The organism is Aeromonas sp. DSM 116730 (assembly GCF_046581335.1).
Taxonomy (GTDB): domain Bacteria; phylum Pseudomonadota; class Gammaproteobacteria; order Enterobacterales; family Aeromonadaceae; genus Aeromonas; species Aeromonas rivipollensis.
In genome coordinates this window covers 3,161,976-3,180,073 of the sequence record NZ_CP144265.1, presented here as the reverse complement: position 1 = coordinate 3,180,073, position 18,098 = coordinate 3,161,976, and the positions used below count along the sequence as shown (strand labels likewise).

19 protein-coding genes are annotated in these 18,098 nt (G+C 63.3%); 9 read left to right on the top strand and 10 right to left on the bottom strand.

Annotation, left to right across the window (positions count from 1 at the left end; all coding sequences use genetic code 11):
- Positions 1 to 195: 195 nt before the first annotated feature.
- The 5 genes from Aeroheme_RS14410 to Aeroheme_RS14390 all read right to left on the bottom strand — a co-directional run bounded on the left by Aeroheme_RS14410 (position 196) and on the right by Aeroheme_RS14390 (position 3,040).
- Positions 196 to 342 carry a hypothetical protein gene (locus Aeroheme_RS14410; RefSeq protein ID WP_080675092.1) on the bottom strand — a complete coding sequence of 49 codons (147 nt, stop codon included), beginning with the start codon at positions 340 to 342 and terminating at the stop codon, positions 196 to 198.
- On the bottom strand, positions 339 to 1,028 hold the full coding sequence (locus Aeroheme_RS14405) for a M15 family metallopeptidase (protein ID WP_411166092.1): 690 nt from the start codon (positions 1,026 to 1,028) through the stop codon (positions 339 to 341). Before Aeroheme_RS14405 ends, Aeroheme_RS14410 begins: the two co-directional genes overlap by 4 nt.
- The gene (gene dapE / locus Aeroheme_RS14400; protein WP_111911197.1) at positions 1,025 to 2,152 is read right to left on the bottom strand and encodes a succinyl-diaminopimelate desuccinylase; all 1,128 of its coding nucleotides are present in this window, start codon (positions 2,150 to 2,152) and stop codon (positions 1,025 to 1,027) included. Before dapE ends, Aeroheme_RS14405 begins: the two co-directional genes overlap by 4 nt.
- 22 nt (positions 2,153 to 2,174) lie before the next feature.
- Entirely contained in the window at positions 2,175 to 2,525 is a 351-nt protein-coding gene (locus tag Aeroheme_RS14395) for an ArsC family reductase (protein WP_111911199.1), read from the bottom strand.
- 200 nt (positions 2,526 to 2,725) lie between these two features.
- Positions 2,726 to 3,040, bottom strand: a complete 315-nt coding sequence (locus Aeroheme_RS14390; protein WP_163136004.1) for a hypothetical protein — start codon at positions 3,038 to 3,040, stop codon at positions 2,726 to 2,728.
- 284 nt (positions 3,041 to 3,324) lie between these two features.
- On the opposite strand from Aeroheme_RS14390, the gene dcuC reads away from it, so the two are divergent.
- Complete coding sequence (gene dcuC / locus Aeroheme_RS14385; RefSeq protein ID WP_411166091.1) at positions 3,325 to 4,701, top strand: C4-dicarboxylate transporter DcuC; 1,377 nt, start codon at positions 3,325 to 3,327, stop codon at positions 4,699 to 4,701.
- Between the two features lie 82 nt (positions 4,702 to 4,783).
- Positions 4,784 to 5,923: a M20 family metallopeptidase gene (locus Aeroheme_RS14380; protein ID WP_408863973.1), complete on the top strand. Its 1,140-nt coding sequence runs from the start codon at positions 4,784 to 4,786 to the stop codon at positions 5,921 to 5,923.
- 142 nt (positions 5,924 to 6,065) lie between these two features.
- On the opposite strand, the gene Aeroheme_RS14375 is transcribed toward Aeroheme_RS14380, so the two are convergent.
- From Aeroheme_RS14375 to asnS, 3 genes are all read right to left on the bottom strand, one after another.
- Entirely contained in the window at positions 6,066 to 6,722 is a 657-nt protein-coding gene (locus Aeroheme_RS14375) for a hypothetical protein (protein ID WP_411166090.1), read from the bottom strand.
- Positions 6,723 to 6,901: 179 nt separating this feature from the next.
- The gene (locus Aeroheme_RS14370; protein ID WP_025326310.1) at positions 6,902 to 8,245 is read right to left on the bottom strand and encodes an anaerobic C4-dicarboxylate transporter; all 1,344 of its coding nucleotides are present in this window, start codon (positions 8,243 to 8,245) and stop codon (positions 6,902 to 6,904) included.
- Positions 8,246 to 8,585: 340 nt separating this feature from the next.
- Positions 8,586 to 9,986, bottom strand: coding sequence for an asparagine--tRNA ligase (asnS, locus tag Aeroheme_RS14365; RefSeq protein ID WP_106887421.1), 1,401 nt, complete (start codon positions 9,984 to 9,986; stop codon positions 8,586 to 8,588).
- Positions 9,987 to 10,185: 199 nt separating this feature from the next.
- Between asnS and Aeroheme_RS14360 the strand changes: the two genes are divergently transcribed.
- A complete protein-coding gene (locus tag Aeroheme_RS14360; RefSeq protein WP_411166089.1) occupies positions 10,186 to 10,530 on the top strand; it encodes a hypothetical protein in 345 nt (114 codons plus the stop codon).
- Between the two features lie 9 nt (positions 10,531 to 10,539).
- The gene (locus Aeroheme_RS14355) at positions 10,540 to 10,674 is read left to right on the top strand and encodes a hypothetical protein (protein ID WP_411166088.1); all 135 of its coding nucleotides are present in this window, start codon (positions 10,540 to 10,542) and stop codon (positions 10,672 to 10,674) included.
- Between the two features lie 121 nt (positions 10,675 to 10,795).
- On the opposite strand, the gene Aeroheme_RS14350 is transcribed toward Aeroheme_RS14355, so the two are convergent.
- Positions 10,796 to 11,617: a HAMP domain-containing protein gene (locus Aeroheme_RS14350; protein ID WP_411166087.1), complete on the bottom strand. Its 822-nt coding sequence runs from the start codon at positions 11,615 to 11,617 to the stop codon at positions 10,796 to 10,798.
- Between the two features lie 135 nt (positions 11,618 to 11,752).
- Positions 11,753 to 13,027 (bottom strand): adenosylmethionine--8-amino-7-oxononanoate transaminase, encoded by a 1,275-nt coding sequence (bioA, locus tag Aeroheme_RS14345; protein WP_411166086.1) that lies wholly within the window; start codon positions 13,025 to 13,027, stop codon positions 11,753 to 11,755.
- Between the two features lie 192 nt (positions 13,028 to 13,219).
- Here bioA and bioB point away from each other — a divergent pair, with 192 nt between their 5' ends.
- From bioB to htpX, 5 genes are all read left to right on the top strand, one after another.
- Positions 13,220 to 14,308 (top strand): biotin synthase BioB, encoded by a 1,089-nt coding sequence (gene bioB, locus Aeroheme_RS14340; protein WP_139746279.1) that lies wholly within the window; start codon positions 13,220 to 13,222, stop codon positions 14,306 to 14,308.
- Positions 14,305 to 15,501, top strand: coding sequence for an 8-amino-7-oxononanoate synthase (bioF, locus tag Aeroheme_RS14335; RefSeq protein ID WP_411166085.1), 1,197 nt, complete (start codon positions 14,305 to 14,307; stop codon positions 15,499 to 15,501). Before bioB ends, bioF begins: the two co-directional genes overlap by 4 nt.
- Complete coding sequence (gene bioC, locus Aeroheme_RS14330) at positions 15,491 to 16,294, top strand: malonyl-ACP O-methyltransferase BioC (RefSeq protein ID WP_411166084.1); 804 nt, start codon at positions 15,491 to 15,493, stop codon at positions 16,292 to 16,294. The genes bioF and bioC overlap by 11 nt, the downstream gene beginning before the upstream one ends.
- A gap of 116 nt (positions 16,295 to 16,410) precedes the next feature.
- Positions 16,411 to 17,091: a dethiobiotin synthase gene (gene bioD, locus Aeroheme_RS14325; protein ID WP_411166083.1), complete on the top strand. Its 681-nt coding sequence runs from the start codon at positions 16,411 to 16,413 to the stop codon at positions 17,089 to 17,091.
- Positions 17,092 to 17,224: 133 nt separating this feature from the next.
- Positions 17,225 to 18,097, top strand: coding sequence for a protease HtpX (gene htpX / locus Aeroheme_RS14320; protein WP_106887413.1), 873 nt, complete (start codon positions 17,225 to 17,227; stop codon positions 18,095 to 18,097).
- Position 18,098: the final 1 nt, after the last annotated feature.

Sequence of the window (18,098 nt, the reverse complement as noted above, 5' to 3'; positions counted from 1 at the left end):
GTGGCTTAATTGTGCATCGATTTGCAGTTTTTTACGGTTGTTGTGCTGTTTTTAAGCAGTAGGCGCGGGGCCTGAGGGGGACGAGAAAGAGGGGGGAGGAGTGGCGATTGGTGCCCATTTTCAGGGGGCGGGTGCAGGGTTGTCAGCAGGCCGGGGTGGGGGCGCAGGAGCGCCATCGGGCTCCTGCGGGGGAGGTCAGTCGTCCTCGTCGTCCTTGACTTCCCGGATCTTGTCCTTGTATTTCGGCAACTGCTTTTCGAGCTGTTTCATGTCCTTGATGGCATTGAGAAACAGGCCGAGCAAAAACAGCAGCGGCAGGCCTATCCATAACCACACGCTCATCGGATTCTCCTTTCGGTGTGACCGGCAGTGACATAACGGGCCAGGATCTCGTCGAGATGGGACAGTATGCACGCCTTGCCTTCAATATCCGCCTGTTGCAGGCAAAGCGCCAGCGCATCCGGATCCAGCCGCTGTTCAGCGGACTCCAGGGCGAAGCTGATGTGCCAGGGCTCGTAGGCGACCCCCTGAGCCGCGTCCAGTGGCTTGGCATAGGGCAGGAAGAAGCCGAAGTCGCTCATGTGATCCCCGAGCCACTCGCCGAGATCGGCAAACCAGCCTCCCGCCTCATACTCCCAGGGCTCCAGCGCCAGCCTGGTACCGGCGGGCAGGCAGTCCGGATCATAGATGTCGAGATCCGTGCCCCAGTGATGGCGACTGGTGCCCGGCAGGGCGCTCCAGCGCAAGATGGCGTGCAGCCGCTCTGTCTCTCCGAGCTGCAGCGCATCCAGTGGCCGGTTGTCGGCGTCCAGCAGGGGCCGCTCCCCGCGCCACTTGCCATTCCAGATGGCGAGCTGGCGCTCGAAGCTGCGCCAGCTGGAGGCGGCCTGCAGGTTGAACCCTTCATAGGCGGCCGCCACCTGCATGTCGTTGAAGGCCGCCGCGGTGGCGGCGGTCAGGCGGTGAGGCCCGCGCCCCACCAGGATGAGGTGGCTCCCGTCGAGCCCAAGCAGTTGATCCTGGGTCATGCCAGCAAGTGCTCCAGCACCCCTTGGTACATGTCCGCCAGCAGATCCAGATCGTCCGCCTTCACGCACTCGTTCACCTTGTGGATGGTGGCGTTGACCGGGCCCAGTTCGATGACCTCAGCCCCGGTGGGGGCGATAAAGCGTCCATCGGACGTTCCGCCCGTGGTGAGCAGGGCAGGTTGCTGACCGTTGACCGCGGCCACGGCGGCGACTGTGGCCTCCAGCAGGGCGCCGGTGTCGGTCAGGAAGGGCTGGCCAGAGAGGGTCCACTTCAGCTCAAAGTCCAGACCGTGACGGGTCAGCAGTGCCTCGACCCGCTCGCGGATATCCATGTCGGTCAGTTGGGTGCTGAAACGGAAGTTGAACTGCACCTGCAATTCGCCGGGAATGACGTTGGAGGCGCCGGTCCCGGCCTGGATGTTGGCTATCTGGAAGCTGGTGGGGGGGAAGTAGGCGTTGCCCTCATCCCAGACGGTGGCGGCGAGCTCCGCCAGGGCAGGCGCCGCCTTGTGGATGGGGTTGTCTGCCAGATGAGGATAAGCCACGTGGCCCTGTACTCCGCGCACCAGCAGATCGCCGGTGATGGAGCCGCGGCGGCCGTTCTTCACCACGTCCCCTACCACTGCGGTGGAGGAGGGCTCGCCGACGATGCACCAGCGGATCTTCTCGTTGCGCGCCTCCAGGGTGTCGATGACGCGCACCGTGCCGTTGATAAAGGGGCCCTCTTCATCGGAGGTGATGAGAAAGGCGATGGAGCCCTGGTGATCCGGGTGGGCCGCGACGAAGCGCTCGGTGGCCACCACCATGGCGGCCAGCGACCCCTTCATGTCGGCGGCGCCCCGGCCATAGAGCATGCCATCCATGATGGTCGGCTCGAATGGCGGCGTATGCCATTTGTCCAGCGGCCCGGCGGGCACCACGTCGGTGTGGCCGGCGAAGCAGAACAGCGGCCCCTCGCTGCCACGGCGGGCCCAGAGATTGGTAGTGTCTTCAAACACCATGGGCTCGATGACGAACCCGAGGCGCTCGAGGCGCTCCGCCATCAGGGTCTGGCACCCTTCATCCAGGGGGGTAACTGAGGGGCGGCGGATAAGATCCTTGGCCAGTGCGATGACATCCGACATCGGCGTTCCTTAACAGAAAAGTTTAACGAGAGAAGAGGGATTGGTAGTGGTCTGCCTTGAACCCCAGGGTGAGCTCGCCATCGCGATCCAGCAGCGGGCGCTTGATCATGGCGGGGTGTTCCAGCAGCAGGGCACGGGCTTTTGCGGTGTCCAGCCCTTGCTTGGCCTCCTCCGGCAGGGCGCGGAAGCTGGTGCCTCGGGTGTTGAGCAGGGCTTCCCAGCCCAGCTGGTTCAGCCAGCCGTCCAGCCGGGCAGGCTCGAGGCCGTCGGCCCTGTGGTCGTGAAAGCGATAGTCGATGCCAGCCTCGTCCAGCCACTTGCGGGCCTTCTTGATGGTGTCGCAGTTCTTGATGCCATAGAGGGTGGTGGCCATGGGAGATCCTATATCTGCGGGCCCGGGGCCCTGAAATCCGAACGTGAAATCATGCAAGGGCCCGATTCTGGCATTGTGGCCCAGCCATGGCAACGCTCATGGCCGGGCTGGCTGGTTTTACCAGCGGGGAGGGGGGAGAAATCGCGAGGGGCCAGATAGCCAAAACGCGCCTGGGGGCGCGTTTTGTGGGAAGGGGGCTATCAGTGCAGGGTGGTCCACTGGTGGTCGAAGACCCGGGCCCGCTCCCAGGGCGCATCCGGCAGGCTGGAGGAGAGGCCTGTGTATTTGCCCACGTCGTCCACCACTATGGCGGAGAGGATCGGCAGGTTGTTTTCGGTGCAGTACATGCGGATGCGTTGCAGCAGGGTGCGCAGCTCATCCTGGCACTGTTCCAGCCCGGCCTGCCTGGCCAGCTTGGAATAACGAATGGTGGTGCGTTCCTTTGCAGACTCGACGAGGATGTCCCACAGCTTGTAGTCGCAGGTCGAAGTCCCTGCGGTGGCTTGGCTTGTCATAACTCTCTCCGGTGCGAAATGGTCGCTCTGTATCGACGGGCATCTTGGCCAGTTCACCTCTGACGGGCGTTGATCCAACGCAAAAAAAGTGGAGGTTGTTGGTCAGGATCTGATGCAGGGCATTCTAGTGCGTCGGCACTGGATTGATGTACCAATTTTATTTGATATATCAAAATTTGATGCTGCTTTTTGTCATTCAAGCCACTTTTATTGATAGGGATCAAGGGGAAAGGAGGGGCTCGCCACTAGATTTCGAACCTCGATAATCTTATCAGGAGCGCACTTTGGAACTCTTATTCGTCTTGCTCGTGCTGATGGCCGTGGTCTACGGCATCGTCAAGGATTACAACCCGCAGGCGGTGCTGGCGCTGGCAGGCATGGCCATCTTCGCGGTGGCCTACTGGCTGGGGTTGCACCCCATACTGCCTGCCGACAAGAGCACGGGGTTCGCCCTGTTCGACCTGTTCGAGGTGTTCAAGGGGATCTTCTCCTACCGGGCGGCGGGGCTTGGCCTCACCATAATGGCGGTGGCGGGCTTTGCCACCTACATGTCCCACATAGGCGCCTCCCAGTCCCTGGTGCGGGTGGCGGTCAAGCCGGTGGCGGGCATCCGGTCCAGCTACCTGATGCTGGCCATCTGCTATCTGGTGGCGGTCTTCGTGTCGCTGTTTGTCACTTCCGCCACCGGCCTCGGCCTCTTGCTGATGGTCACCATGTACCCCGTGATGCGCAACCTCGGTATCAGCCCGGCGTCGGCCTGTGGCGTCATCGCCACCTCCCAGGCGTTCGAGATTGGCCCGACCCAGACCAATGCCATCTTCTCCGCCGGCCAGTCCGGCATGGATCCGACCAGCTACTTCGTCGACTACCAGATTTGGCTGGTGGCCCCCATGCTGCTGGTGACCATGGTGCTGCACTTCTTCTGGCAGCGTCACTGCGATCGCCTGGATGGCTGGGATCCCGCCCAGCATCGCGGCGATCCGGCCGAGCTGGACGAGCAGGGGAAAGAGGAGGTGCCGGCACCGACCTGGTATGCCCTGCTGCCCATCATCCCCTTCGTGCTGATGATGACCTTCTCCAAGCTGCTGGTGACCAGCATCAGCGTCAGCGTGGAGGTGGCCATGCTGCTGTCGGTCTTTATCGGCATGCTGTGCGAGCTGCTGCGCACCCGCTCGGTGCGCACCGCCATGGCCGGGCTCTCCAGCTTCCTCGACGGCATGGGCAAGGTGTTTGGTCCTGTAGTGGCGCTCATCGTCTGTGCCGAGCTGTTTGCCGAATCCCTCAAGGCCATAGGCGCCATCGACACTCTGCTGCACTCCGCCAGCAATGCCGGGATCGGCAGCGGCCTGATGACGCTGGTGATGGTGGGACTCATCATGGTGGCGGCCGTCATCATGGGCTCCGGCAACGCGGCCTTCCTGAGCTTCTCCACCCTGGCACCGGCGGTAGCGGCCAAGTTCGGGGTGCCGGCGGTGACCATGCTGCTGCCGATGCAGCTCGCCTCCAGCATAGGCCGCACCGTCTCCCCAATCGCGGCTGTGCTGATCGCCTGCGCGGGGATCGCCAAGGTCTCCCCCTTCGTGGTGGTCAAGCGCACCTGCGTGCCCATGGCCGGCGCCCTGGTGACGGCGCTGGCGCTCAACTATCTGCTGTTTATGTAATGGCGGGGCGGGTGGCCAGGCTGCCCGCTCCATTCACTCTGCGCAAGGGCGAGGCCCGACCTTTTGCCCTTTGGAGACGATGATGACAGATCCTCGCAACGCTTTTTCCCTGGACGCCTATCTGGCGGATCTGGCCCCGCTCATCAATCTCGATTGCGGCACCCGCACCCCGGCCGGGGTGGCTCGGGTGGCCGACATCCTGACCGAAAAATATGAGGCTATCGGTTGGCAGGTGACCCGCCACCAGTTTGCCCCCGAGTGCGGCCCCTGCCTCGAGGCAACCAATGCCCCGGGGGCGGCTCACTATGATGTCATGCTGGTGGGCCACATGGATACCGTCTTCCCCGAGGGGACGGCGGCCAAACGCCCGCTGAAAGTCGAAGGCAATCAGGCCTTCGGCCCCGGAGTGTCGGATATGAAGAGCGGCCTGCTCTCCACCTGGTATGCCTTGAAGGGGATGGATCCGGCGCTGCTGGCCAAACTCAAGGTGCTGGTCTGCTGCAACTGCGACGAGGAGATTGGCTCCCCCTGGTCCAGGGATTGGCTGGTAGCCAAGGCCAAACAGAGCGGCTGCGTGCTGGTGGCCGAGGCGGCCCGTCCGAGCGGGGATCTCATCAGCGCCCGCAAGGGCAATGCCAAGTACCGCATCCGCTTCCACGGCAAGGCCTCCCACGCGGGATCTGCCCTGGCGGAGGGGGTCTCCGCCATCACAGAGCTCGCCCATTGGGTACTGGCCATCAACGAACAGGTCAACATGGAGACGGGCACCACCATGAACGTGGGTGTGGTACAGGGCGGCACCGGCGTCAACGTGGTGCCGGACTTCGCCGAGGCCATAGTCGACCTGCGCTTCTGGAGCAACGACGAGGCTGCCGCCGTGCACGAGCGGCTCGGCTTTATGGCCAACAACCCCTTCCTGCGCGGTTGCCGGGTCGAGGTGGATCGCCAGAGCTTCAAGCCGGCAATGCGCCCGAGTGGCGACACCGAGGCGTTGATGGCGCTGGTGGAGGCTGCCGCAGCGGATGAGGGGATCTCCTTCAACTGGCTGGAGGCGGGGGGCGGCTCGGACGCCAACTTCACCGCCGCCGCCGGGGTGCCGTCCCTGGATGGCTTGGGCCCCATGGGGGGCGGTTTCCACTCGGAGGCCGAGTTCTTGCTGCTGGAGAGCATAGAGCCGCGCATCCGCCTGTTGCAGCGGGTGCTGGGCAAGCTGGCGAAATAAGCCGGTTTATCCCTTGTTCGGGTCGTTATTGGCCCGCTCAAACTTGGTCCGCTTAAACCCAAGCGGGAGGCTATTGCCTCCCGTTTTTTTATATCGATTTTTCGCGCGTCCTTGAGCGCGCGGGCCAGATGGCTTGAGGCCGTTACCCCTGCGGCTCGGCCAGATAGGCCAGATGATCCTGGCGCGCCAGCTGCCAGCCATCGAGGCGCAGCGGGGCGGCAAAGCCCGGGCCGTCGGTCACCATGCTGTGGTACTCCCCCTGCTCGCCACAGGCATCGAATCCCTCGTGCTCGGCCAGTTGTTGCAGATCGCTGAGGGTGGTGGCATCGAGCGTTCGTCCCACCCATTCGGCGCCCAGTACCCGAGTATCGACGCAGGAGAGGTGGGCGACTATGCCGCGCGCCAGCATATCTGCCAGCAAGGCTTGGCGAGATTGCTGCCAGAGCGGGGTATGGACGATGAGCCCCAGCGGCTGGCAGCGTTCGCGGATCCAGTTTGGTGCGCCCCCCACGCTGTCGATGTCGCCGGTCACCACCCCATCGAGGGCCCACTCCTGCTGCAGGCGGCTCAGCGCCGTCTCATAACTCTGCTCGAAGGGTGCTTCTATGGTGACCAGCAGATGGGGCAGACCCAGGGCCGCCGCCTGACGGCGCACCAGTGGCAAGGGGTGAGCGAGAAAGCGGGGCTCTAGCGGTGCAAAGGTGGCCAGGGCCACCACCTGATGACCCGCATCGCGGGCATGGCAGAGGGCCAGCATGGCATCTTTGCCACCGCTCCAGAGCAGGATGACGCGAGACATGGGGGGAGATTCCGATGGTGAAAGAGGGAGCACATGCTACCCAGTGGCGGGGGCGCAGGTAAAGCCGTCGTGGCTGGAAATAGCAGTGGGAAAATTGTTGGAGAGCAGAGAGGGGGAGAAAAGAGCAGGCCCCCAAAGCGGGGGCCTGTCTGGCAATGGCGTGCTAAACGCGACTGCGATTACAGCAGAATGGTGGTCAGCACATAACCCAGGGCGCAGGAGCTGCTGACCCCGATCAGCCCCGGAATGATGAAGCTGTGGTTGATGATGAACTTGCCGATGCGGGTGGTGCCGGAGCGGTCGAAACCGATACAGGCCAGATCGCTCGGGTAGGTCGGCAGCACGAAGTAGCCGTAGCTGGCCGGCAGGAAGGCGATCAGCAGTTTCGGCTCAACGCCCAGTGCCAGCCCCATGGGGGCGATGGCGGTCAGGGCGGCGGCCTGGCTGTTCACCAGCTTGGAGATGAGGAAGAGCACCAGGGCGTAGGTCCAGGGCTGGGCCTGTACCACGTGGGCCAGGGTCTCTTTGAGCAGCGGCATGTGGGCCTGGAAGAAGGTTTCGCTCATCCAGGCAACCCCGAACACGGAGAAGATGGCGACCATGCCCGCCTTGAAGACGGCGCCGTTGGAGATATCACCCGGCTTGACCTTGCAGCGCATCAAAATGATGGCGCCGGCGATCAGCATCATCATCTGGATCACCAGGTTCATGGAGAGGGGGCCTGTCTTGTCCTTGATGGTAAAGACCGGACGCAAACCTTCGTTGGCACCGAGCAAGACCACGGCGGCGATGGCGGCGAAGAAGATCCAGGTTGACCAGTAGGCCTCTTTCGGGAACTTGGTGTTGAGCAGGGTTTCACCGCCGCCATAGACGAAGGCGCGCTGCTCCGGATCCTGGATCTTGGCCTGGAACTCCTCGTCCTTGTCCAGATCCTTGCCACGGCGCAGGCTCCACAGGGCCGCCATGACCACACCGGTCAGGGAGGAGGGGATGGCGATCATCAGGATGTCGAGCAGGCCGTAAGCCTGCCCTATGCCGTGACCGGCCGCCAGAATGGAGACCATGGAGACCACGGCAACGGAGACCGGGGAGGCGCAGATCGCCATCTGGGACGCAACGGAGGCGACCGCCATAGGGCGCTCGGGACGGATGTTCTTCTGCAGCGCTATGTCGGCGATGATGGGGAACATGGTGTAGACCACGTGGCCGGTACCGCACAGGAAGGTGAGGGTCCAGGTAGTGAGCGGCGCCAGTATGGTGATGTACTGGGGGTGACGGCGCAGCAGGCGCTCGGCCACCTGCATCATCAGGTTGAGGCCACCGGCGGTCTGCAGGGTGGCGGCGCAGCCGATCACCGCCAGTATGGTCAGCATCACCTGCACCGGCGGCTCGCCCGGCACCAGGCCGAACACGAAGGTCAGCAGGAAGAGACCTATGCCACTGATGAGACCCAGTCCCATGCCCCCAAAGCGGGTACCCAGCAGCAAGCAGCCGAGCACCACCAAAAATTCCATCAAGATCATTCCATTACCTCGTGTGATTGAATCCATGTCCGCATCGGCCCTGGGGCCCGGGAGCATCTGTCGTTATTTGCCCCTAAAGGGTTGGTGGGTATTCTGGCACCCCTAAAGGGGTAAAAAATTGAGGTGGTTCAATAACAGACTCTTTTCCGATTTAAGTGCATAAAAACTATGGATATGCCCTTGAACAGGGGCGATCGGGAGGGTGGCAGGCAGGGGAAGAGGGTGGTGGGATTTATTCGAGGATCAGGATGAGAGGCGGGGGGCAACAGCCGGGAGAGCAGGAAAAAAAAGCCGACCCAAGGGTCGGCTTTTGCACGGTGCGAGTCTGGCTCGGCGCGTCTTAGAACTCGGCGGTGCGAGGGGTACGCGGGAAGGGGATGACATCGCGCACGTTGCCCATGCCGGTCACATAGACCACCAGACGCTCGAAGCCCAGGCCGAAACCTGAGTGCGGCACTGTGCCGTAGCGACGCAGGTCGCGATACCACCAGTAATCTTCCTTGTTCAGGCCCATTTCGGCCAGACGGGCATCCAGCACCTCGAGACGCTCCTCACGCTGGGAGCCACCGATGATCTCGCCGATCCCCGGGGCCAGCACGTCCATGGCGGCGACGGTCTTGCCGTCGTCGTTGAGGCGCATGTAGAAGGCCTTGATGTCTTTCGGGTAGTTCTTCACCACCACAGGAGACTTGAAGTGCTCCTCGGCCAGGTAGCGCTCGTGCTCGGAGGAGAGATCGATGCCCCAGGAGACAGGGAACTCGAAGCTCTTGCCGCAGTTCTTCAGCACTTCGATGGCGTCGGTGTAGTCAATCTGGGCGAAGTCGGAGGCGACGAAACGTTCCAGACGGTCGATGGCGTCCTTGTCGATGTGCTGGGTGAAGAACTCCAGATCGTCACGGCGCTCACGCAGCACGGCATTGAAGACGTATTTGAGCATGGCTTCGGCCAGGGCGGCGTTGTCTTCCAGGTCCGCGAAGGCGATTTCCGGCTCCACCATCCAGAACTCGGCCAGATGGCGGCTGGTGTTGGAGTTTTCGGCGCGGAAGGTCGGGCCGAAGGTGTAGACCTTGGACAGGGCGCAGGCATAGGTCTCGACGTTGAGCTGACCGGAGACGGTCAGGAAGGTCTCCTTGCCGAAGAAGTCCTTGTCGTAATCCACCTTGCCTTCAGGGGTGCGCGGCAGGTTTTCCATGTCCAGGGTGGAGACGCGGAACATCTCGCCGGCACCTTCGGTGTCGGAGGCGGTGATGAGGGGGGCGGCGATCCACAGGTAGCCTTCTTCGTGGAAGAAGCGGTGAATGGCCTGGGCCAGGCAGTTGCGCACCCGGGTCACGGCGCCGACCACGTTGGTACGGGCACGCAGGTGACCCTGCTCGCGCAGGTATTCGATGCTGTGGCGCTTGGCAGACATGGGGTAGGTGTCCGGGTCTTCGACCCAGCCTACTACCTTGACGTCGGAGGCTTGCAGCTCGAAGGCCTGGCCGCTGCCCTGGGAAGCCACGACCACACCGGTCACTTCCACTGAGCAGGCGGTGGTCAGACGCAGCACTTCATTCTCGTAATTGGCCAGGGTATTGGGAACGACGGCCTGTACCGGATGGAAACAGGAGCCATCGGATATGGCCAAAAATGAGATCCCCGCCTTGGAATCGCGGCGGGTCCGGATCCACCCTTTCACTGTCTGGGTGGTGCCAACCGCATACTTACCGGTCAGCACATCTACTACGGATGCGTGCGTCATCGAAATATTGTCTCCAGCTTGTTCTTGCAGCGCTATTTGCAACACTAGGGGTCTGGCCCGGGCGTGAGTGGCCCACCATGGCAGACTAAGCCGTTAATCTTACCCGCGCGGGTTTGATAAACAAGCAAAAATGTTGGACCCTTGCGGGGTTTCCCCCATGAATCTTGCATGGATCCGGTCGGTTGGGCAGGGGGTGAGAGTGAAAGAACGCAGGCGGGGGCCGGATGGCTGGATACGGGTACTCCAGGGGCTGGTGATCCTCTGCTGGGGGGGCTTTATCGTCCTGCTCGGCCTCTATCACCATGCCCGCCCCGATATTGCCTACGGCTTTCTGGTCTATGGCGGGGTCAAGGTGCGCCAAGGCTGGGATCCCGCCCTCACCCCCTGGCTGGTGCACGGGCTCTGGGGCTGCTGCCTGCTGACCCTGGGGGTCTTGGCGCTGGAGCGCAGGCGCAGCCGACGGCAAGAGGATGCGCTGCACGTCAACCTCTTCATCCTGCTGTTGATCCTGATCGCCAGCCTGCTGTTTTACTATCTGGCGTGATCCGCCGGCTTGTCGTCCTGTGACGAGGGGTCTTGGCGCTGGAGCGCAGACGCAGTCGACGGCAAGAGGATGCGCTGCACCTCAATTCTGTTCATCCTGCTGCTGATCCTGGTCGCCAGCCTGCTGTTTTACTATCTGGCGTGATCCGCCGGCTTGTCGTCCTGGGACGAGAGGTCTTGGCGCTGGAGCACCGACGGCAAGAGGATGCACTGCACGTCAACCTCTTCATCCTGCTGCTGATCCTGATCGCCAGCCTGCTGTTCTACTATCTGGCGTGATCCGCCGGCTTCTTGTCCTGGGATGAGGGGGCGGGGCGCTTGCCGAGCTGGCGCTCCACGCTGTCAAGCATCTGGTTGTAGGCGAGCGCCACCCGGCCTATCTCGTCCCCTTCATCCCCCTCCAGCCGGTGGCCGAAGTCGTGCAGGTCGGTGGCCTCTTCCATGGAGCGGGTCAGCTGGTTGAGGGGGCGGACTATCCAGGTGCGGATGACCCAGAGGGTCAACAACAGCCCCAGCCCGAAGATACCGGTGAGAATAAGTGCCGAAGTGAGAATGTTCTGCTCGACCCGGGTAAAGAGGGTATCGAGGGAGTAGTCAAAGCGCACAGCCCCCAGCACGGTATTCTCCGGCACCTGGTGACAGCTGGTGCAGTCGGTGCCGCGAAAATCCGTCTTGGCCAGCAGGGGGCGGGTCACCACCAGCTTGCTGTGGGTGCCGTCGTGCACCACCTCCAGGCTCCCCTTGCCCGCCAGGGCCAGGGCATCGAATCTGTCCTTGGGGGCCTCGGTCTCGCGACCCGCCCCGTACTGCTTGTTGATCGCCGCTCCGCGCACTATGCGGGCATCTTCCACGTGGGCGTGATCGAGGAACTTGGCGCGCAGGGTGTCGCGGGCCTCCATCTTGCCGGTCAGCATCAGCATGTTGAGGCCGTCGAAATAGGCCTCGGTCTGCTCGCGGCTCTGCTCCTTGATGAGGGTCAGGATGAGGTCGCGCTCGCGCACCGCCTGATAGGCCGCGGAAAACACCAATACCATGGAGAAGATGAAGAGCAGGAAGAAATTGATCTTGGCAGTGATGGAGAGGCGCATGGGAAAGGTACATCTGTTGGGTAAAACCCGCGCAGTCTACTCCCCTCGCCAGCCGGGTTCTGGTGTCTCGCTCACATTCTGATGAAAAAGAGCCAAAAGGCCCTGCATTCTCATGCAGGGCCTATTCATCCAGACTCAGAATTCGCCGCTGGCGATGGCCTCATGGATGGCGCGGGTCAATACCCGCAGCTCCTCGGGGCTGATGACGAAGGGGGGCATCAGGTAGATGAGCTTGCCGAACGGGCGGATCCAGGCCCCAAGCGACACGAACTTGCGCTGGATACGCGCCACGTCAACCCGCTCCTTCATCTCCACCACGCCGATGGCGCCGAGTACCCGCACGTCGGCCACCGCCGGGTTGAGGGTCAGCTGCACCAGCTCGGTGCGCAGCTGATGCTCGATGGCGGTTACCCTTTCCTGCCACGGGGAGGCTAGCAGCAGATCGATGGAGGCGTTGGCCACCGCGCAGGCGAGTGGATTGCCCATAAAGGTGGGGCCGTGCATAAAGACCCCGGCCTTGCCGTCACAGATGGTGCGGGCGACATGTTCGGTAGTCAGGGTGGCCGACAGCGTCAGGTAGCCGCCGGTGAGCGCCTTGCCCAGACACATGATGTCGGGGCTGATGCCCGCCCAGTCGCAGGCAAACAGCTGGCCGGTACGGCCAAAACCGGTGGCGATTTCGTCGGCAATCAAGAGCAGGCCGAACTCGTCGCACAGGGCGCGCACCCACTGCAGGTAGCGGGGATGATAGAAGCGCATGCCGCCGGCTCCCTGGACTATGGGCTCCAGCACTATGGCGGCTATCTCTTCGTGGCGATCGGCAACCAGCTCCGCCAGCTCCACCACGCAGCTCTCGTCCCACTGGGCATGAAAGCGGCAGCTCGGGGCGGCCACAAAATGGTGCTCCGGCAGGAAGCCCTTGTAGAGCTCGTGCATGCCGCCATCCGGGTCGCAGACGCTCATGGCGCCGAAGGTGTCGCCGTGATAGCCGCCCCGCAGGGAGACAAATTTGGCCCTTGGCGTCCCCTTGGCGTGCCAGTACTGCTGGGCCATCTTGAGTGCCACCTCCACCGCCACCGACCCCGAATCCGCCAGAAACACCCGATCCAGCCCTTTTGGTGTGATCTCCACCAGCTTGCGGCACAGCTCCACCGCAGGGGCATGGGTCAGGCCGCCAAACATCACGTGGGACATCTTGCCGAGCTGGGCAGTGGCGGCGGCGTCCAGTTCCGGTACCTGATAGCCGTGGACGCAGGCCCACCAGGAGCTCATGCCATCCACCAGTTCACGGCCGTCGCTGAGGGTGATTTTTACCCCCTTGGCGCTGGCCACTTCATAGCAGGGCAGGGGATGGGTGAGGGAGGTATAGGGGTGCCAGACGTGGTGCAGGTCGAATTCTTGATTGGTCATTTTGTGTTCTGTTGTCAATTGGTTTGATCTGGTCGGTGTTGACAGTCTACGCGCGCTCTCTACACTAGCCAACAATTTCAGCCACTTGGCGCCAGGCCTCACAACGAGGAGGTCGGCGCTGTGGCGGCTTTTGCGGTCCTTCATCCCAGGATGGCGGCGCAGGATCCCACTTATAACAACTGGAAGCCATGTATGAATGCTCTCACCCTGGGCGGTCACGCCCTTCGTCACGACTGGACCCTCGCCGAGGTTCAGGCCCTGTTTGCCCTGCCATTCAACGATCTGCTGTTCCAGGCCCAGACGGTGCACCGCGCCCATTTCGACCCGAACGAGGTGCAGGTGAGCACCTTGCTCTCCATCAAGACCGGCGCCTGCCCGGAGGATTGCAAATATTGCCCCCAGAGTGCTCGCTACCACACCGGGCTCGAGACCGAGCGGCTGATGGAGGTGGAAAAAGTGCTGGAGCGGGCCCGCGAGGCCAAGGCCAACGGCTCGTCGCGCTTCTGCATGGGGGCCGCCTGGCGCAACCCGAAGGAGAGGGACATGCCCTATATCCTCCGCATGGTCGAGGAGGTGCGCGGGCTGGGGATGGAGACCTGCATGACGCTGGGGATGCTGACCGCGGATCAGGCCGCCCGCCTCGGCGCCGCCGGCCTTGACTACTACAACCACAATCTCGATACCTCGCCGGAGTTCTACGGTGACATCATCACCACCCGCACCTATCAGGACAGGCTGGATACCCTGGAGCACGTGCGCGGCGCCGGCATGAAGGTGTGCTCCGGCGGCATCGTCGGCATGGGGGAGCAGGCCAAAGATAGGGCTGGCCTCTTGATGGCGCTGGCCAATTTGCCGCGCCACCCTGAGAGTGTGCCCATCAACATGCTGGTCAAGGTGAAGGGCACGCCCCTGGAGAACGAGGAGAACCTGGATCCGTTCGAATTTATCCGCACCATAGCGGTGGCGCGCATCATGATGCCCGCCTCCCACGTGCGCCTCTCCGCCGGGCGGGAGAAGATGAACGAGCAGATGCAGGCCATGTGTTTTATGGCGGGCGCCAACTCCATCTTCTATGGCTGCAAGCTGCTGACCACCCCCAACCCCGACGAGAACAGCGACATGCAGCTGTTCAAGCGGCTCGGCATCCGTCCCGCCCAGCGGGCCCAGAAGCCGGATCAGGTTCAGGAAGAGGAGCTGCTGGCCGAGGTGAGCCGCCAGAGCGAGCCGACCGAGATCTTCTACGATGCCACCCGCCCCCGCGCAGGTGCCGTCCGTTCATGACTTCCCCTGTTGTCACAGGCCCCTTTGCGCTGGGGGAGGCCCTGGCCGAACGCGAGCAGGCGGCCCTGCTGCGCCGCCGCATCGCTACCGATGGCCCCACTGGCGCCAGGCTGGTGGTCGATGGGCGCGACTACCTCAACTTCTCTGCCAACGATTACCTGGGGCTCGCCGATCACTCCGCCATCAAGGCCGCCTTCAAGGAGGGGATCGAGCGCCATGGTGCGGGCGCCGGCGCCTCTCCTCTGGTGACAGGCTACAGCCGTGCCCACCAGCAGCTGGAAGAGACGCTTGCCGACTGGATCGGGGTGGAGGCGGTGCTGCTGTTCAACTGCGGTTTTTCCGCCAATCAGGCGGTGCTCAAGGCCCTGCTCGGCAAGGAGCACCTGCTGTGGCAGGACAGGCTCAACCACGCCTCCTTGCAGGAGATGGGCAGCCAGCTCCCCTGCAAGATGAAGCGCTTCGGCCACAACGACATGGCGGCCCTTGAGCGTCAACTCGAACCAAACCGTGGCTTGATCGTCTCGGAAGGGGTCTTCAGCATGGACGGGGATCAGGGCCCCTGGCGCGAGCTCGCAACGCTCGCAGCTCAAAGCGGCAACTGGTTGATGATCGACGATGCCCACGGCCTCGGCGTGCTGGGGCCAGAGGGGTGCGGCACACTGGCGGCGCAAGGGGTTGATCCTGGCAGCGTGCACATCCAGATGGGCACCTTTGGCAAGGCGCTTGGGGTCGCCGGTGCCTTCGTGGGGGGTAGCCGCGAGCTGGTAGAGTACCTGGTCAACTTTGCCCGCCACTATGTCTACAGCACCCATATGCCGGCCGCCCAGGCCTGTGCGGTCAGCAAGAGTATCGGATTGGTACGCGCTGCTGATGATGCCCGCGCTCATCTTGGCCAGTTGATCGCCCGCTTCCGGCAGGGGGCCGAGGCGCTGGGCTGGCAGCTTGGTGCGAGCGAGACCCCGATCCAGCCCCTGCTGGTGGGGGAGAGCGCGGCTGCCCTGCAACTGGCCCAGCGGCTGCGGGATCGCGGCGTCTGGGTCAGCGCCATCCGCCCACCCACTGTGCCAGTCGGCACGGCGCGCCTTCGCATCACCCTGAGTGCCGCGCACCGCGAGCAGGATGTGGACAGCCTGCTCGACGCCTTGGGCCCTTGCCCATCCAGTGATCAGAGAGGAGGCGCCCATGCTACATGAGCGTTTCCAGCAGGTCGACAAGGCCCAGCTCGCCCGCCGCTTCGGGGCGGCCGCCCGTCATTATGACGCTCACGCTCGTTTCCAGCAGGAGGTGGGGCAGGCGCTGCTTGACCTGATGCCGGACGGGCCGGTCGGTTCTGAACTGACGGTTTGCGGGCTGGATCTTGGCTGCGGCACAGGTTTCTTCCTGCCCGCGCTGGCGGGTCGTTGTCAACAGTTGCACGGGCTGGATCTCGCCCCCGGCATGCTGGCCCAGGCCGCCCTGCGTGGCAGCGGCGCCCGGCTGGTGTGCGGTGATGCGGAGGCGCTGCCCTTCGCGGATCAGAGCCTGGACTGGGTCTTCTCCAGCCTGGCCCTGCAGTGGTGCGAGCGCCCGGCCCAGGCCTTTGCCGAGATCCACCGGGTGCTCAAGCCCGGTGGCCAGATCTTCTTCTCGACCCTGCTGGCGGGGTCCCTGTGGCAGTTGCGCGAAGCCTGGAGTGCTGTCGACGGGCACGCCCACGTCAACCGCTTCCTCGCCCTGCCCCAGTTGCAGCAGGCCATTGGAGCCGCGGGTTTTCAGGTGCCTGAGCTGACCTGTCTCACCTGGTCCCTCGCCTATCTGGAGCTCAATGACTTGCTGCGGGATCTCAAGGGCATAGGGGCCAGCCAGGTCAATGACGACAGGGCCGCGGGGCTTGGCAACCGCCAGCGCCTGACGCGTCTCGGGGAAGCCTATGAACGCCACCGCCAGCCCGACGGCCTGCTGGCCGCCAGCTATGAGGTCTGCCTCGGGCGCCTGGTTCGGCGCTGAGACAGAGGGACCCGCCGCGCTTGGGCAGCCATCCATTCAAGGGCTGGGGCAACCCTGCCACTCACCATTGACACCGGGGCGCAACCGGCGCCCCTGCATTGCATCGAGGAATCATCATGGTCAGATCCTATTTCATCACGGGCACCGACACCGACGTGGGCAAGACCCTGGTCGCCCGCACCCTGCTGCAAGCCTTCGCCGCCCAAGGCATAGCCTGTGCCGGCTACAAGCCGATTTCCGCCGGCTGTGCCCGCACCCCCGAGGGGCTTCGCAACCTCGATGCCCAGCAGTTGCAAGCGGCCGCCAGCCTCCCGCTGCCCATCGACTCGGTCAACCCCTATGCCTTCGAGCCCCCCATAGCCCCCCACATAGCCGCCCGGGAGGTGGGGGCGAGCATTCCTCTGGCGGGCCTGTCGGCTGGATTGCGGGAGATTGAGCGGGCTGGGGCCGAACTGGTGATAGTCGAGGGGGCGGGAGGCTGGTTTTTGCCGCTGGATCACCAGCATCTGCTGTCGGACTGGGTCGCCCTGGAGCGCCTGCCGGTGATCCTGGTAGTGGGGGCCAAGCTGGGTTGCCTCAATCATGCCCTGCTCACCTGCGCCGCCATCAGCCATCAGGGGCTGACCCTGGCTGGCTGGGTGGTCAATCGGGTGGATCCGCACATGAGTCGCTACCCGGAGAACCTGGCCACCTTGAAAGCCTTGTTGCCGGCCCCATTTCTGGGTGAGATCCCCTTCGTAGACCAGCCGCTCGAGGCGGATCTGCGCGATTGTCTCGACATCTCGCCCCTGGGCTGACCCCTCGGCAGCTTAGCTGGGCCCGACATTCAGCAAACATTCATCGAGTCTGTCTATGATCGGGAGCAGGTGTGGTATCAGGTCGATTGTGAACTGGCCCGAACCATGCATCTATATCTCACAAGGAGTCAATATGAAGCGAATTATGCTATTCCTGGTGACCAACCTGGCCGTCATGCTGGTGCTGGGGGTGGTACTCAATATCCTGTTCTCGGTTCTGGGGATCAACAAGTCCAGCATTTCCGGTCTGTTGGTGTTCTGTGCCGTGTTCGGTTTTGGGGGTTCCTTTATCTCCTTGCTGATGTCCAAGTGGATGGCCAAGCGCAGCTATGGCGTCCAGGTCATCGAGCAACCCCGCAACGAGACAGAACACTGGCTGGTGAGCACTGTTGCCCGTCAAGCCCGTGAGGCTGGCATCAAGATGCCGGAAGTGGGGATCTACGACTCTCCCGAGATGAACGCCTTTGCCACCGGCGCCCGTCGTGACGACTCCCTCGTCGCCGTCTCCTCCGGCCTGCTCTACAGCATGAGCCGTGACGAGGCGGAAGCCGTGCTGGCCCACGAGGTGAGCCACGTGGCCAACGGCGACATGGTGACCCTGACCCTGATCCAGGGGGTGGTGAACACCTTCGTGATGTTCTTCGCCCGCATAGTGGCCGGGGTCATCAGCAACTTCTTCAGCTCCAACAACAGTGAAGAGAGCAGCAGCTCCGGTGGCTTTGCCTACATGATCACCGTCTTCGTGCTGGAGATGCTGTTTGGCGTGCTGGCCTCCATGATCGTCATGTGGTTCAGCCGTCAGCGTGAGTTCCGCGCCGACGCCGGTGCCGCCAAGCTGGCCGGTCGCGACAAGATGATTGCCGCGCTGCAGCGCCTCTCCCGTGGTGCCGAGCCGCAGATGGAAGGGGCCATGATGGCCTTCGGCATCAACGGCAAGCGCTCCATGAGCGAGCTGTTCATGAGCCACCCGCCCATAGAGCAGCGCATCGCCGCCCTGCGTGGCTGAT